The sequence below is a fragment of the Pontibacter harenae genome, from assembly GCF_020907245.1.
GTDB lineage: Bacteria > Bacteroidota > Bacteroidia > Cytophagales > Hymenobacteraceae > Pontibacter > Pontibacter harenae.
Window position 1 is genome coordinate 150,592 of the sequence record NZ_JAJJWH010000006.1, and the last position, 15,926, is coordinate 166,517.

The following is a 15,926-nucleotide window of genomic DNA, read 5'->3' on the forward strand; positions in this document are numbered from 1 at the left end:
AAGGTTCCATGTTTTGGGTTGGTACTAATTTAAGTAAATTGTTTTCATTTATTTAGGCTTTTCTATTGCTGATTTACCTAAGATGTGTTTATTTTATGGACTTTATGTGCCACGACTCTGATTTATAAGCTTTCGTGTGTTATTATAAATTTTCTAATAAGTTGAAACCTTTTTATAGCCATGTTTTATTTTGGTTAAAAACGGTGGTGGCTGAAAGCGGCCGTTGAACGATGATGTGTTTTTTTGAGGAGCAGGGAACATCCCTGAAATAGATGGTACAGGACCGAAGTATTGGGTTTTACGAGAACATGATAAACTGTTCTCTGGACATGATTTGCACCATCGATTGTAGCGGCTATTTTACTTATGTAAGTGCCGCTAGCAAACGCATTCTAGGTTACGATAGCGTAGAAATGATTGGCCGTAACTTCTTAGACTTTGTTGTGCCAGAAGACAGAGTCCGCACTCGAGAAATGGCTCATAAAATTCTTTCAGGTCTAGAAACTACCATCTTCGAGAATAGCTACATACATAAGTTAGGTCATGTAGTTCCTGTTTTGTGGTCTTCGGCTTGGTCTGAAGAAGATGGCGTTGTGTTCTGTACAGGGCGTGATGTAACAGAACAAAAAGCTTTATTGCAAGAGCGGGACGAAAGGGAGAATATTTTTCAAGCACTTATTGAGCATGGAGAAGATATGCTCGCACTTGTCGATCTAGAGGGCCATTACACTTACAGCGGAGGGGCTGCTTTACGGGCACTCGGGTATAAGCCAGAAGAACTTGTTGGTATTAACGCTTTGGATCATATTCACCCAGAGGATGTTCCTAGATTAACAGAGGCAGTGGCCTTAATATTAAATAGCGATGGCCATGTAAGTAAGCAGGAATACCGTTACAAGAACTCATTTGGTGAGTGGCGGTGGCTTGAAACTGTGCTTAGCAATCAGATGGGCAATCCTGCCATAAAATCTTTAGTAGCAAGCTCCCGAGATATAACGGAGCGTAAACACCATGCTCAGCAATTGCAGGAGAGTGAGCAGCGTTTTAGGTCTTTATTTGAAGATAATCCAGATGCGGTGTTTATTGAGAATAAAGAAGGGATAGTACTTGATGTGAATTGTGCTGCTGAATCTCTTGTGGGTTTGCCTAAAGCGGACATAGTAAATTGTCCGTTGGTTGCTTTTGTTCCAGCAGAAGTGGGAGCCGTTTGTCTGGAGCAATTACAGTTAGCTTTTGAAGGGCAAACTGTAAAGTTTGAGATGGAGTTGCGGCATGAGGTAGAAGGGGAGAAGGTGCTTGATATTACCAAAGTTCCTGTTAAGGTAAATGGTGCTGTTGTAGCGGTTTACTCTATCGTGAAGGATGTTACGGTGGTGGCCAAATATCATAAAGATGTAGAGGAGCATGCCCGAAAGCTGAATACTGTTTTAGAAAGCATAACGGATGCTTTTTGTACGATTGACAAAAACTGGAACTACACTTACGTTAACAGCGAATATGAAAAACTTACCCAAAGTAGCCGATACTATTACTTGGGGAAGAGTTATTTTGAAATGCATCCAGATTTCTTGAACAGTGTATTTTATAAGCAATACCTGTTTGCAATGGAGACTGGAAAGAGCCTTGATTTCGAGGCTTATTCACAGGAAGTAGATTTGTGGCTGTCTGTAAAAGTCTTTCCTTCAGAAGAAGGGCTATCTATTTACCTTAACGACATTACAGAAAAAGTAAAAACGCAGCAGGAACTAGAAAAGCTGTCGTTGGTGGCAAGTAAAATTACAAGTGGCGTAATGATTACCGATGCCGACGGCGTTACAGATTGGGTAAACGAGGGTTTTACCAACCTTACAGGCTATGGCTTTTCTGAAGTTGTTGGCAAATACCCAGGCTCCTTTTTGCATGGGCTTGAGACAGATTCTGAAACAGCGCAAAGAATTGTGGCAAAGCGAAAGCAAGGCAAGCCCTTTTCCGAAGAAATCCTTAACTATACAAGATCAGGAGATAAGTTGTGGCTGTTATTGGACTTTACTCCAGTGCTCGACGATGATGGTAAGGTTTCGAAGTTTGTCATTATCCAAACAGACATCACTGAAAAAGTTGAAGCGAAACAAGAGCTTCAAAAACTTTCGCTTGTTGCTAGCAACACAACCAATGGGGTGCTAATTACAGGTGCAGACAGAAGAATAGAGTGGGCGAACAAAGGGTTTACCAACTTAACAGGTTACAGCCTGGAGGAAGCGGTGGGCAAAAGAGCTTCTGAACTGTTGCACAACAGTAAAACAGATGCAACAGCTTTTGAACTAGTGAAAGATAAAATGATACAGGGAGAACCCGTGTCATTCGAAATCTTGAACTACACGAAAAATGGGGATGAAGTGTGGATGTCTGTTCAGGTAAACCCTATCCATGATGAAAGAGGAAAGCTGGTAAACTACGTTACCACGCAAACGGATATCACCGCTATAAAGAAGTCGGAGTTAAAATTGTCTCAGCTAACCCGAGACTTGTATAAGCAGAACAGAGATTTGCTGCAGTTTACCTATATCGTTTCCCACAACCTTCGGGCGCCTGTTGCAAATGCTTTAGGGCTTACAAACTTATTGACCAGGGTCGACAGGAATTCTGAAATCTTTGAGCAGTTTTTAGAAAAGCTTAAGTTTAGTGTAAGCAGGTTAGATACTATTCTAAAAGACTTGAACACGATCTTGACAATCAGAGACAGTAAAGACACTTTGTACCAGGAAAAAGTTGACCTGTGGGTTAAGTGCAATCAGGTGATGGAGAGCCTGCAGGAGTCGTTAAAGGCTTGCGGGGGAGAGGTGCAGATGGATATAAACGAAGGTACTTATGTGCAAGGCAACGAGGCCTTCTTGTACAGTGTTGTTTATAATCTGCTATCCAATGCTATTAAGTACAGGTCACCTGAGCGCCCTTTGCAAATATGTATTAAGAGCTATGGCAGCACTGGTTTGGGTACATTTATCTCTTTTTCTGATAATGGCTGCGGCTTCGATATTAGCAGAGTCGGGAAAGATGTTTTCAAATTGTATAAAAGGTTTCATGTGCACACCGAAGGCAAAGGTATTGGACTGTTTCTGACGAAGATGCACCTAGAAGCTATGGGAGGATACATTAGTGTAAACAGCCAGGTAAACGTGGGAACAAGGTTTCTGGTGCTTTTGAAATAGAACTTTTATGGTGTGTATTTGTTAGCCCATAAAGATACAAATTTTACATGTAAACAATGAGCAGCTGTTTTTGCAGAACCTGAAAATGCATGCAAAATGTTGACCATTACAAAATGGGATGCCTTAATCCTGGCGGTATAGCTACATGTCTTTAAACTTACAAAGTACCAAACCAACCAGAATGAGATTTACTCTTTCAGTCATTTTTTGCCTAATTGCGCTAGTGCTGTCACTAGAGCCTGCGCATGCTCAATTTGGCACAGAGAAGGCTGTAGAGCCTGACTCAAAAGCTCATAAGTCTGTAGATTCCTTGAATGAATTGGCATTTGAGGTAAAACGGCACGATGTAGAGCAAGCCCTCTCCCTTTTAAACGAAGCTTCCAGGTTAGCGGTAAGCAGTGGTTATAAAAAAGGTGAGGCAATAAACTATTTATACGAAGCGGGTATATACCAGCAGTTCGGTTACGACCGTAAAGCGCTTCCGCTGTTTTACAAGTCTTTGGATTTAAGTAAACAGATAAATGACACTTTTAACATAGCCAGGGCTAACCAGCAAATCGGGAATGCGCTTATAGAAGCAAATGATTTTACTGAAGCCGAAAAGGTTTTTAAAGAGGCTATGAAAAACTATGTCGTGCTGAAGAAGCGGGATGATATAGTAAACACAAAAAACAGTTTAGGTTTGATTAAGCTAGAGCAAGAAGAACTGCTCTCAGCTGAAAGATATTTTACGGAGGCCCTAAAAGAAAGCGAGCAGATAAACTATGGCTATGGCCTGAAAAAATCGAACTATAACTTAGGCTTACTTTATCTTCAGGCAGACGACCTAACAAGGTCTAAAGTTTATTTTACGGCTTCGCTGATGTACGATATCCAGAAGAATGATAAGTACGGGTTGTCGCTGACAAAGAACAAGCTATCGCTAATTGCAGCTCGAAAAGGCAACTACTCCGAGGCTATAGAACTGGCAGAGGCTTCTTTAAATGATGCTAAGGCTGTTTCGGCTAACCAACTTATAGTAGACGCCATAGAGAATGCGGCAAGTGTATATGCGTTGCAAGGTAACTATGTTAGGGTAGCAGAGCTACAGAAAAAGCTGATATCGCAGCAGCAACAGGTTATGGAGCAGGAACGAGATTCTGCCCTTGATTTTATTGACATGCTGAGGCAAAAGCAGGAGGAACAGCTGGTTTTTGAAAAACATGCTTTACAGGCCGAACAAAAGGCAAGGTTAACTTCTTTCATGCTACTGATTGTCGGTGCGGCTTTGCTGGTACTTTCTGGCCTGGCATACATGTGGTACCGCAACTACAGGAAGGCAGAACTGTACAGCAAAGAGCTTTCTTCCAAGAACGAACTAATAGCTCTGAATGCCTTAGAACTTCGAGAACTTAACGAAGCTGTATCGAAACAGAATATGAGCCTGGAAGAGACTAACGAGATGAAGGACAAGCTCTTCTCCATTATCTCTCATGATTTAAGAACGCCTTTCTCCTCTGTTAAAAGCATCTTGCAATTGGTGCATAATAGAAAGCTATCGGAGACAGACCTAATGCGTTATTTGGATCTGGTAAACAAGGAGATGGATGTAATGATGGATATGCTGAACAATCTTCTTGTTTGGTCTAAAGCCCAGCTGAAAGGTTCTTCTGTTGACTTAAAACCTCTAAACCTGCACCAGCTTACCGCCGAGACTGTAAAGTTTGCTGCGCGACAGGCCGAACAAAAAAGTATCAGTTTAGTTAACACAGTTCCCGAAAATGCTTTGGCTTATGCTGATAAAGAAAGGGTGAATTTCGTGCTGCGCAATCTGTTGCTAAATGCCATTAAATTCACTTACGAAAACGGTGAGGTTAAAATTAGTTTAGAAGAGGCTGGTGAAAATATATCCATCGCTGTAACTGATAATGGAAAAGGCATGTCGAAAGAGAATGTTGCAAAGCTGTTTACTAAGCAGCGTTTTACATCGGTAGGTACAGCAAAAGAAAAAGGTACAGGCTTAGGCCTTATGCTGAGCAAGGACTTGATAAACAGTATGCAAGGTGCCATTACTGTTGAAAGTGAAGAAGGAAAAGGCAGTACTTTTTACGTTACGCTTCCGAAGGCTTCATTAGATACCATGTACGAAGCAGATATGCTGGTGGAGGTGAACTGATGATGACTCAGCTGTTAGGAAATAGCCGCTAGTGCTGCGCCGAATTAAATCGATAAAGCGCTAGTGGTACCAGTTAGTATTTATTAGCTTCCATATCAGTATAACAGATAAGATTTTACATTTCTCCTACAGAGCATAAAGCTTTTGCCAGGTGCACCAATGACGATTTTTTGTTTGAGCGTTCAGCGAGTTCAAAATTGTCTTGATTCTTTTGCTTACTTTTCTCATCAAGGAGAAAAGTAAGGCCCCGCTGGCGAGGCGAAAAGCCAGCAGGGAGCAGTGTACTTCACCAGTTGCAGAGGGACTTGTAGGTTTGTAGAATATTTGGAGCAATGGAAGCTCCTTTATGATAAAGCATAACTGCTTTATCATAAAGCGAGGAGGGCCTGATGAAAGTTAATGTACTTTCATCAGGCCCTCCTCGCTTTACAAGTCTATAATGTTACAAACTTTACCACACCCATTGTGGGCACAAAATCTTCTGAGGGTTATTGAGCTTGAAGCCTATCATTACTTCATGGCTGTTAGCACGTGCTTTGCTCATTTCTGATGTAACAAAGTCATAAGAATAACTTACGTCTACCAGGTGGTTTAAATAAACACCTGCCATTACAGCAGCAGCATCTTTATGCCTATATGACACGCCACCCCAAACCTTTTGTGCATAAAGTGCTTTTACATTTAAATCTACGGCAGTTTGTTTATTTGCCGCAACTTTCATCATCACAGATGGTGTCAGGTCCAGGTTATACGATATAGGAAGCCGATATCCTCCTGTAACATAATAGTGCGGCTGCATCATTCCCCGCGGTCCGTCCTCTACGTTATACACATCGTTGCCGCTATGAACCAGCTGCGCTCCTGAAACCCCTACAAAGAAACTAGAGCTGTATAGCCATAACCCAACACCTAAGTCAAGTTTCATCATATTCAAGTCATCGGCATTCAGAAAGGGATCATCGGTTGTTTGCAGGACCATGTTCTTCCTGTTGATATGAAACTGTGTAAAACCACTGTAAATGCCGCTGGAAAGATTAAGGGTACGGGTTATCGGTAGGTGGTAAGCATAGTTCACGTTTAGCGCCGAAGTGTTTAGTAAACCCGCTCTGTCTACTTTTGCTACGGCTCCGAGCCCGTGGTGAGGAGCTACACGATAATTACTGCCCCCACCGCTTTTTACTTTATGGCCGTTCTTCTTAAAGTGCTTGATCGATCTGGTATTCCTGTCGGGTTTGTTAAGCGCAAGGTTTATGCTAGTATAAAATGTTACAGGAGCACCCTCCACGCCTACCCATTGGTTACGAAAAGCAGAGCGAACATCTGCGTAACTTTCTATGCCAGCCACGGCAGGGTTAATCAGAAAATTGTTCTGCATGTACTGGCTTAACTGCGGACGTTGTTGCCCGAGTGCTGTGATAGCCAGCGTACACAGTAAGGCTAAGGTAAATAATACTCTCATACGCTATTTGATTATGGTAATGCTTCCTGTAATAGGATCTTCTGTTTTGGTCAGTTTAATGACGTAGTAATAAGCGGCCATCGGTAACTGCTTGCCTTGGTGCGTGCCATCCCACGGTACTTTATACCCAACCGATTCAAAGACTTTCGCTCCCCAACGGGTAAAGACTTGCACATTACAGTCTGGGTAATGCTCTATGTTTTCAATGAACCATGTTTCGTTCAGGCCGTCACCGTTCAAGGTAAGTGCGTTCGTAACCAGTACGGCAGGCAGCACTGTTACTATCACTTCATCAGTTATAACACAACCTTCGGCAGTGGTAATGGTGACTTTATAAGTAGTTGTTTCAGTTGGTTTGGCTACAGGGTCAGCAATATTAAGCTCTGTTAGTCCATCGGCTGGTGCCCAAGCGTACGTTTGCCCTCCTCGTGCACGTAACTGTGCAGGCCGTCCCTTAATGATGGTAATGTCAGGGCCAGCATCGGCCTGAGGCTCTATTACAGTAACTGTTACTCTTGTTCTTTCACTGGCACAACCGTACTGGTTTACAGTTTGCACATAAAAGTCGGTTGTGGCAAGAAGTGGCTCTGTTGTATAAGACGGACCGCTCTGCAACGGAACGCCTCCAACTTCCTGATCAAACCACTCTAGCCTGTCGGTGGCTGCCAGGGCTGTGGCCGAAAGGGTAGCTGTTGTTCCAGGACAAATGCTGACGCTCCTTGCCTGCGGAGCAGCAGGTTGTGGCTGTACGGTAACAAGCACTGCATAGCTGATGCTTTCCTGGCATGGCAGTGATACAACTTTGCGTCGGAACCAGGTGGTGCGTTGCAGCACATCGGGTTCGTAAGTGGCCGTGTTATTCGTGCCTGGTGCTGGCGAGAAACCTGTAATGGCGCTGGTTGTGCTAAACTCCCAAAGGTAACTATAGGTGCCACTGCCACCTGTAGGTGCAGAACCGTGTAAAATGCCTGGCTTAGTGCCCGCACAGATTAGCTGTTGTGAACCTATTGTGTTATTAGCGACAGGTGCGTTCACTGCTATTTTCACAGAGGCGCTAACCGACTCAGCACACGGACCAGCTACCACTACGCGTCGGAACCAGGTATTGGCATTGAGCGGCCTCGGAGTATAGTTGGCCTCATTTGAAACACCAGGAGCAAGTGAATAGCTAACGTTGTCCCTGCTGATTTCCCAGCGGTAAGTGTAGTTGCCGTCACCACCTATAGGCGTGGTACCCTGTAAGGTAGCAGGCATGGTATCCATACACACCAACTGCTCCGAACTGATATTGTTGTTGGCGATTGGTTGAACTACGGTGATCTGTACGGTTGCCGATACGCTGGTACATCCTTCAGAGTAAATAATTCTTCTGAACCAGCTTGTTACAGGCACCTGCCCAGGAGCATAGTTTAACTGATCGTTTACACCAACAGCTGGGCTAAAGCCTCCATTCGGACCAGTGGTGCTGCTTTCCCACACATAGGTATAGGTTCCGTTGCCGCCTGTTGGTGTTGTGCCTCGGAGTGCAGCAGCCGTGGTGCCTTCGCAAATTGCTTGTGGCATAGAGATATTGTTGTTGGCGATAGGAGGCGTTACCGTTATCTTAACTGCGAAGCTATAACTAGCATCACAAGGCCCAGCCGATACTACCCGTCTGAACCAGGTGGTTTGCGTGATAGCGGTAGGTGCATAATTTATACCTGTGTTGGTGCCCTCGGCAGGAGCGAAACCTGTGTTTTCGCCTGTTGTGCTGCTTTCCCACAGGTAAGTATAGTTACCATCGCCTCCCTGCGGATCAGAACCAAACAATTCTGATGGAGTAGCCCCCACACATATTAGCTGATCCTGCGTTATCGTGTTAGCTGATATTTCCTCGTTGACGGTTACAATAATAGGATCGCTTATCTGAGAACAACCACCTGATGTTACCACACGTCTGAACCAGGTAGTCTGCGTTAAGGCTGATGGCTGGTAGCTTGCTAGTTTGTTATTGGCAGATGCTTCAGCGAATGTTGCTCCGTCTGTACTGCTTTCCCACACATAGGTATAAGTTCCGTTACCGCCTGTTGGAGTAGAACCTGTTAATGCGCTTGGTGTTGAACCCGTACAAATTGTTTGCGCACCACTAAGTACGTTATCTGCTACAACAGGGAAGACAGTGACTTTAATAGAATTGCTGGCTAAGGCTGTACAAGGGTCGGAGAGAACAGAGCGTCTAAACCAGGTAGTTTCTGTTAATGCTCCTGCTTGGTAGGTTTCTCCGTTGTTTACACCTGCAGCTGGGCTAAAGTCTGCGTTCGGACCAGTCGTGCTGCTTTCCCACAGGTATACATACACGCCGCTTCCGCCTACAGGAGTAGAACCTGAAAAAGCCAGAGGTGCTGAGCCTGAACAAACACTTTGCTCGCCGCTGATTGTGTTTTGGCTAATAGCAGCGTTTACAGTTATTTTTACTGGTGTACTGTATTGCACTGCGCAGGGTGCTGATGTTACGCGTCTTCTAAACCATGATGTTTGGTTAAGAGATGTTGTGGTATAATTTTGCTTGTCATTTTCACCAGGTGCTGGCACAAAGCCATCCTGATCGCTTAGCGTACTAACCTCCCAAATGTAAGTATAAGTGCCGCTGCCACCAGTTGGCACACTGCCCGTAAGGATGGCAATGCTTCCAAGGCATATCGTTTGCTCTCCTGTAAGTAGGTTATTGCCGATATTATCATTTACTGTGATTTCTACCGCGGTTGATGGATTAGAGCAAATGTTAGAAACCACCACACGTCTGAACCAAGTGGTTTGGGTAAGCGCTCCAGGAACATAGCCTGCTTTGTCGTTTTCACCTGGTGCAGGTGCAAATATGCCCGTCGCACCATTTGTGCTAACTTCCCAACGGTAAGTATAGCTGCCATCTCCACCTGCAGGTATGCTTCCGTTCAAAGCAACAGGAGTGGTGCCTGTGCAAATGGTTTGAGGAGCGCTGATGGTGTTGTTTGTGATAGAGCCGTTCACCACTATTTGTACAGGATCAGAAACGCTTTCGCAGCTTCCTGATATGACGCGGCGTCTGTACCAGGTTTCAACCACCAGAACACCTGGTTCATAATCCTTGGATGTGTTTACACCAGCTGCAGCCGTAAACGTTTGGTTATCGGTGCTCTGCTCCCAAAGAAAGGTGAAAGTGCCCGTTCCTCCCGCAGGGGTGGAGCCAATTAGGTCTTGTGGTTGCTCGCCTGTACAAATAGCCTGGTCATCGGTAATGGTATTGGCTGTAATAACAGGGTCAACTGTTACGGTAACAGGAACTCTTTGGCTTGGGCAGCCCTGGCTTCCTTGGGTCTGTACATAATAGGTAGTGGTAGCTTGTAAAACAGGTGTTTCATAGTTAGCGCCAACATGTACTGGTGTGGTGCTTGTGGCATCGCTGAACCACTCATAGGTGCCGTTAGGGTTTTCTACTTTAAGATCTATGATACTGCCTGCGCATATTGTTTTCCCCGCTACTGTTGGTGCGGCTGGTGTTGGTGTCACCGTTATCTTGACAGCGTCTGATATCGCGTCACAGCCTCCTGCATTTGCTTTTCTTCTAAACCAGGTTGTTTCGGTGAGTGCCTGCGGCGTATAATCGCTACCTGTAGCACCACTTATCTCCTGAAATCCTGAAGTTGCACTTGTAGTGCTGTATTCCCATACATAAGCTACAGTTTGTCCGCCAGCAGGTACATTTCCTACAAGCTTAGCGGGTACTGTGCCAGCGCATATAGTTTGGTTGTCTGTAATAGTGTTGGCAACGGCTGGTGCTATGGTTATGGTTTGTGTGGCTGGTGCAGAATCTCCACACTCATTTGTAGCTACCAGAGTTACTGTGTAAGTTCCTACATCAGGAAAATTGATGGCAGGGTATTGTGAGGAAGCTGTGGTGCCATCCACAAAAGTGGCGTTACCAGTTACGGTCCATATATAGGCAGAAATATTGCCATTATTTTGAGTGAAAGTAGGCGTGTGCTGCGGATTTGAACTGTCGAACTTTATAGTCAGCGGATTACAGTAGCCCTGGTTTTCAGGTAATGAAACAACAGCCTTATCTCTTATGGTTATTGTTTTGCTTACTATGTTTTTGTTGCAGTCGTTAGAGGCTTCTAGTGTAACTGTATAAGTGCCGATTTCTGTAAAATTGAACACAGGGTTAACGCTGGTCAGAGTACCGCTTGTAAGGGTGTAGCCTGTGGCAGGACTTACTGACCATAGATACTTGAGCTCATCGCCAGTAGAGGTATTGGTGGTCGAGACGCTTAAATCTTTACAACCATCTTCTGATGAAAGTGTAAAGGCTGCGGTTGGTGGCGTAACAACTCTAATGCTTTTGGTTTCAGTAACAGAGCCACAACCGTTGCTTGAGGAAAGTGTTACCTGGTATGTGCCTGGCATTGTAAAGGTTAGTTCAGGATCTTTAGAAGTGCCACTTGTGCTAGAGGTGAAGTTCCAGCCAGTTGCGGGAGAAACACTCCAGCTATAGTCAGATGAGTTGTTACAGGTTCCAGAGTTAGTAAAATAGCTACCGTTAACCGTTGTATTAGAGAGTATTGTAGCTTGGTTTGTGCAGATAACTTCTAAGGGCATGGTAAATCCTACTACAGGAGGTGATGCGATCTTTATGGAGCCAACTGTTATAGGGGTGGTACCACATGGGTTCTCAGCTGTTGCTACCAAAGTGAAAGCATTCGCGGATGTGTTGCCACATGATCCTTTTGTAAAGGTGTGGGTAAGGCTAGTTGGTATGTTTTCCTGTGTGAAAATGTAAGGAGCCGAGCCATCATCGAACTGGAAAACGTACCTGGTGGCAGGCGAATTATCCGCAACACCGCTTATAGGGAAAGTGTACGTTACTGGAGCACACCCAACTGTATTGCCTGGGCTACCTACAGACAAGCTTGGATTGCTACCGTTGTAGGCGTCGTACGTAGTAGTTGATGTGCATCCTGTACTGCTCGTAACTGTGTAAACAATCTTGAAGGCTCCTCTTTTCGTGAAGGTGTGAGAAGCGGTGGTGAATGATTTAGGAAAATTCTCTGTAGCAGATCCATCTCCCCAGTTTATAGAGTAGGTTTGATTTATGTTACCAGTAGTAGATTTGTTTTCTACATTAACGGTGTAGTTTACGTCTGTTGGGTTAGAGGCACATCTTACAAAAGGGGTATCATAAGCACCTGCATCTACATCTATGAGCGTAGCATCTGGACCCTCTTTTATTACAACCTCCTTCTCAACCATACGTTCGCATCCTGTGCTATTCGTAACAGTTAGCTTCACTTTAAACTTTTTGGTATTACCAATAAATCCCTTGTAAACATGTGTTGGCGAAGCAGCTGTACTAGCGTTTTTGTCTCCTGATTCTGGGTCGCCAAAATCCCACTTGTACGTAAGATTGTCTCCTGTAGAAGCGTTTGTGAATTTAATAGCATTACCTGCGCATTGTTCACCAGAAGGCAAGGTGAAGTCAGCGACAGGATAATCTGCTACGGTAACTTTAGTTTTTGCAGATAAGGTGGTTTCTGGTTTGCAGGTTGGGTGGTTATCGATTCTGACAGTATATTCGCCAGTTTCTGTAACTGTTATAAACTCACCTTTTTGTCCGCTTATTTCATTTCCGTCTTTGTACCAGGTGTAGGCATGTCCGTTCTGATTTACAGTAAGTTTAACGCTTTGGCCAGCACAGAAGGTTAAGGCGGATTGTGCACTTATGGTAGCTTTGCATTGCGTCTGGTTCTGTCCTTGAGAGGAAAAAGTAATTAGAACAAGTGAAGCAATAATAACCACTACTCTGAGTAATAATTGACTCATACTGGAAAACTTTAAGAATTTTATAAAGGTGAATTGTGATTTAATGATGCCTGAAAGGTACCGACGGAGTCATAAATAAAATATATGGTATTATATTAATAAAAACTTGATTAATGCGCATATTACAAGAAAGGTATGTGTATAGCTATCAGTGCTTTATAATAATTGTGAACACGTCTGTTGGATGGGTGAACAGCTGCTTTAATCAGGTGATGGTATTGAGGTGGGAATAACTATTAATTTAAGAAGAAGCAAAGTGTTTGGGGAAATGAATAGATGAGGAGGAGTTGCCAGAGGCGCAGTATTTTTGTGTTGAAGAGGAAAAAGTAAAGCTGCTTTCTTGACTTTAAGTAGTTGTAGAAGGGTGCTGGTATTAACGGTTGTTTTGTAACTGCAACACAAACAGGAAAGCCTTGCATATATGACAAGGTTTTCCTGTTTGTGTTTGATTTATAGATGATTATGCTCTAAGTATTGTCGGGCCCTTTTAAGTTTTAATGTTAAATGGTAGGAGTACCTCCCGTAACCTGTACAGTGGAGCCAGTCATATAACTCGAATCTGAAGAAGCAAGTAATACATAAATAGGAGCCAGTTCTGCTGGCTGACCTGCTCGCTTGAGCGGTACACTCTTTCCAAACGATTTAACTTGATCTGGAGGCATGGTAGATGGTATAAGCGGAGTCCAGATAGGACCTGGCGCAACACAGTTTACTCGAATGCCTTTTTCAGCTAACAGCTGCCCGAGGTTGGCTGTAAAATTCTGAATGGCGCCCTTTGTGGCTGCATATGCCAGTAGCATTGGAGCAGGCTTGTATGCATTTACAGAGGTGGTGTTCACAATTGTGCTTCCTGGCTTCATGTGTGGTTCGGCCGCTTTGCATAAGTAAAACATGGCATAGATGTTTGTGCGGAACGTACGATCCCATTCCTCGCTCGGTATTTCCTGCAGTGATTCTCGAGCCATTTGGAAAGCAGCGTTGTTTACCAGCACATCTATCTGTCCGAATTCTTCTACAGCTTTAGCTATAACTTTTTGGCAGTGCGCTTCATCGCTTATATCGCCAGGCACCAGCACCGCTTTTCGGCCAGCTTCTTCTACATATTTGGCTGTTTCTTTAGCGTCTTCGTCCTCGCTGAGGTAAGAAATCAACACATCTGCACCTTCCCGTGCAAAGGCAATGGCAACAGCCCTGCCGATGCCAGAATCTCCTCCTGTGATGATGGCTTTTTTCCCTTCCAGTTTTCCAGTACCCTTGTAGCTTTCTTCTCCATGATCGGCCTTCGGTTGTAGCTCTTCCTCTGTTCCTGGTACTTCCTGTTCTTGTTCAGGAAAAGGTGGCTTAGCGTGTTTTTCTTTAGGGTCTTGCATATTTTGTTTGTTTTCTTCTGTGTGATTGATGATTGTACAAGTTTTTTCTTAATCAGTTTAGACGGCTCAGCAGAAAAGCGGTTTAAGAAAGTAAGGTATACTTAGTAAAGACAGGTATTTTTTACGAGAAGCTGATTTATCTCAGAGAGTACTGTTTTAGAAGGGCTTTCTGCTGAATTGCTCTCGTCTTCCATTGCTTAACAGAGGTTACTTGCTTCGTTTTTTCATGCTATCTTTGTAAGTATGAATTCTGTTAAACTGCAGTCTTATTACCGCCTCTATGCTTTTTCTGATTACCAAAGTATGAAAGCAGCTTTACCTTACATGCGAAATGTGGTGCTGGCAAAAGCTTTTGTAGAAGTGCAGGAGCCAGAAATTAGAAGTTATGTGTGGCGCATGCGTGGGCTGGGGTACAGGAATTATCTGGAGCCGGTAAGCCATCAGAATACGCTTAGGTCGGCCATAAGATCACTTATTACAGCGCTGCAGTTGCTTTATAAAAGCAATGGTTATTCAGCAAAGTATATCGTAATAGAGCGGGGGTAGCAACAGTAAAACGTTATAGTTTCAGAATTTTTAGCGTTTGCCTGTTATTAGCCGACTTAAGCCTTAAAAAGTATAAGCCAGCGGCACAGTTTTTACCTAACTCTACGGGTACAGTGTTTTCTCCCTCATGCAGTTTAACCTTCTTCTCGAACACACTTTTACCGAGCGTATTCAAGATACTTACGTTAATATATTCAGCTGTTTTGGAAGTTGTTTTAAACGAGAAGCTACTCTCAAAAGGATTTGGATAAACAACAGTGGTTTGATCTTGAAACTCAAATTCAACTGCTTTTACAGCTGAGTAGGTTGTTTGGCCATCAAGATCGATTTGCTTAAGGCGATAGTAGTGTGTGCCGTTGTGGTAAGCTTCTTTGTTTAGGTAAGAGTAAGAAGTGGTTTGCATTGAATTTCCGCCAGCCAAAGACTCTACAAAAGTTAAGGGTTTAAAAGACTTTGCATCATTATAGTATACCTGCACCTCAAAACCTGCGTTATTTCTTTCTGAGGCTGTTTGCCACGTTAGCTGTACATGGTTTCCTTTCTGCACAGCATTGAAATGTGTAAGCTCTACTGGATATGTTTTGGTAGAGAACTCTAATACTGTGATGGATGCAGGAGCGGTTTTAACGGTATAAGTATTATCTGCTGCAGTTATGTTGCCGATAGAGTTGAAGATGGGAGCTGTATCATATATGCTAGTTCCTTTATACTCAGACACAACTGCTACACCATTACTGCTGAAGTTATCTAGACTAAGGCTAATTGTTTTGGATTCTGAGTTATGCTTGTTAAGCAGGAACACATTCAACTTATCATTAGACGATGTTTTAGTGGCATACGTCACAACATACGAACTGTCTGCCCCATCCGAGACTGCGCCAACGTTGTCTAACAAATATTTGCCCCAGATAGATAAGGCTAGTCCGTTTGCTTGTGAGCTGCCATCACTTGCGAGAGCGTTGTAAATAGGAACGTTGTTTTCGTCTTTATAATCAAAGAACCTCGTGTTCCAGAACAATGTGAAATCAACTTTATCATTTACAACATGTTCTCCTATGATGTCGAAAGCTATCAAGGCATGGGCCACATCATTTTCTATACTTTTCCAGCCTTTATCAGTAAAGACTGGGCCCCAATCCATTGAGTTTGTTTCTGTAACTAATATTCTGACTTTATCTTTTGCATACGAACTGTTGTTGATGGCCTTTGTAGCTTCGCTTATTTCAAAGGTAAAATCAGGTTTAGTTAACTTGTAACGGTTGTAGCCGTCGGCCCATTCATATACTGGAAAAGAGTTGATACCAACGTAATCTATTAGAGAAACAAGTTCCTCAGTTGTGGTTCACAATGTATGATGTTTGCATTTTTGTTTG

Annotated in this window: 7 protein-coding genes; 3 read left to right on the forward strand and 4 right to left on the reverse strand. The window is 43.6% G+C overall.

All coding sequences use genetic code 11. The features are described 5' to 3' along the window. Nucleotides 1-308: 308 nt before the first annotated feature. On the forward strand, nt 309-3,188 hold the full coding sequence (locus LN893_RS05350) for a PAS domain S-box protein (RefSeq protein ID WP_229968769.1): 2,880 nt from the start codon (nt 309-311) through the stop codon (nt 3,186-3,188). A gap of 181 nt (nt 3,189-3,369) precedes the next feature. Then, nucleotides 3,370-5,343, forward strand: coding sequence for a tetratricopeptide repeat-containing sensor histidine kinase (locus LN893_RS05355; RefSeq protein WP_229968770.1), 1,974 nt, complete (start codon nt 3,370-3,372; stop codon nt 5,341-5,343). Between the two features lie 451 nt (nt 5,344-5,794). On the opposite strand, the gene LN893_RS05360 is transcribed toward LN893_RS05355, so the two are convergent. The 3 genes from LN893_RS05360 to LN893_RS05370 form a co-directional block, all read right to left on the reverse strand. After that, complete coding sequence (locus LN893_RS05360) at nt 5,795-6,802, reverse strand: PorP/SprF family type IX secretion system membrane protein (protein WP_229968771.1); 1,008 nt, start codon at nt 6,800-6,802, stop codon at nt 5,795-5,797. 3 nt (nt 6,803-6,805) lie between these two features. Continuing rightward, nucleotides 6,806-12,637 carry a T9SS type B sorting domain-containing protein gene (locus tag LN893_RS05365; protein WP_229968772.1) on the reverse strand — a complete coding sequence of 1,944 codons (5,832 nt, stop codon included), beginning with the start codon at nt 12,635-12,637 and terminating at the stop codon, nt 6,806-6,808. A gap of 500 nt (nt 12,638-13,137) precedes the next feature. Beyond that, nucleotides 13,138-14,007, reverse strand: coding sequence for an SDR family oxidoreductase (locus LN893_RS05370; RefSeq protein ID WP_229968773.1), 870 nt, complete (start codon nt 14,005-14,007; stop codon nt 13,138-13,140). Between the two features lie 243 nt (nt 14,008-14,250). Here LN893_RS05370 and LN893_RS05375 point away from each other — a divergent pair, with 243 nt between their 5' ends. Further along, complete coding sequence (locus LN893_RS05375; RefSeq protein WP_229968774.1) at nt 14,251-14,553, forward strand: hypothetical protein; 303 nt, start codon at nt 14,251-14,253, stop codon at nt 14,551-14,553. 13 nt (nt 14,554-14,566) lie between these two features. Here the strand turns inward: LN893_RS05375 and LN893_RS05380 are convergent, their stop codons facing one another. Further along, the gene (locus LN893_RS05380) at nt 14,567-15,694 is read right to left on the reverse strand and encodes a T9SS type A sorting domain-containing protein (protein ID WP_229968775.1); all 1,128 of its coding nucleotides are present in this window, start codon (nt 15,692-15,694) and stop codon (nt 14,567-14,569) included. Between the last annotated feature and the right edge of the window lie 232 nt (nt 15,695-15,926).

Coding starts and splice junctions, on each gene's coding strand:
- LN893_RS05370 (WP_229968773.1), bottom strand. CDS start 14,007: ATGCAAGACCCTAAAGAAAAACACGCTAAGCCACCTTTTCCTGAACAA.
- LN893_RS05375 (WP_229968774.1), top strand. CDS start 14,251: ATGAATTCTGTTAAACTGCAGTCTTATTACCGCCTCTATGCTTTTTCT.
- LN893_RS05360 (WP_229968771.1), bottom strand. CDS start 6,802: ATGAGAGTATTATTTACCTTAGCCTTACTGTGTACGCTGGCTATCACA.
- LN893_RS05355 (WP_229968770.1), top strand. CDS start 3,370: ATGAGATTTACTCTTTCAGTCATTTTTTGCCTAATTGCGCTAGTGCTG.
- LN893_RS05365 (WP_229968772.1), bottom strand. CDS start 12,637: ATGAGTCAATTATTACTCAGAGTAGTGGTTATTATTGCTTCACTTGTT.
- LN893_RS05380 (WP_229968775.1), bottom strand. CDS start 15,694: ATGGATTGGGGCCCAGTCTTTACTGATAAAGGCTGGAAAAGTATAGAA.
- LN893_RS05350 (WP_229968769.1), top strand. CDS start 309: ATGATAAACTGTTCTCTGGACATGATTTGCACCATCGATTGTAGCGGC.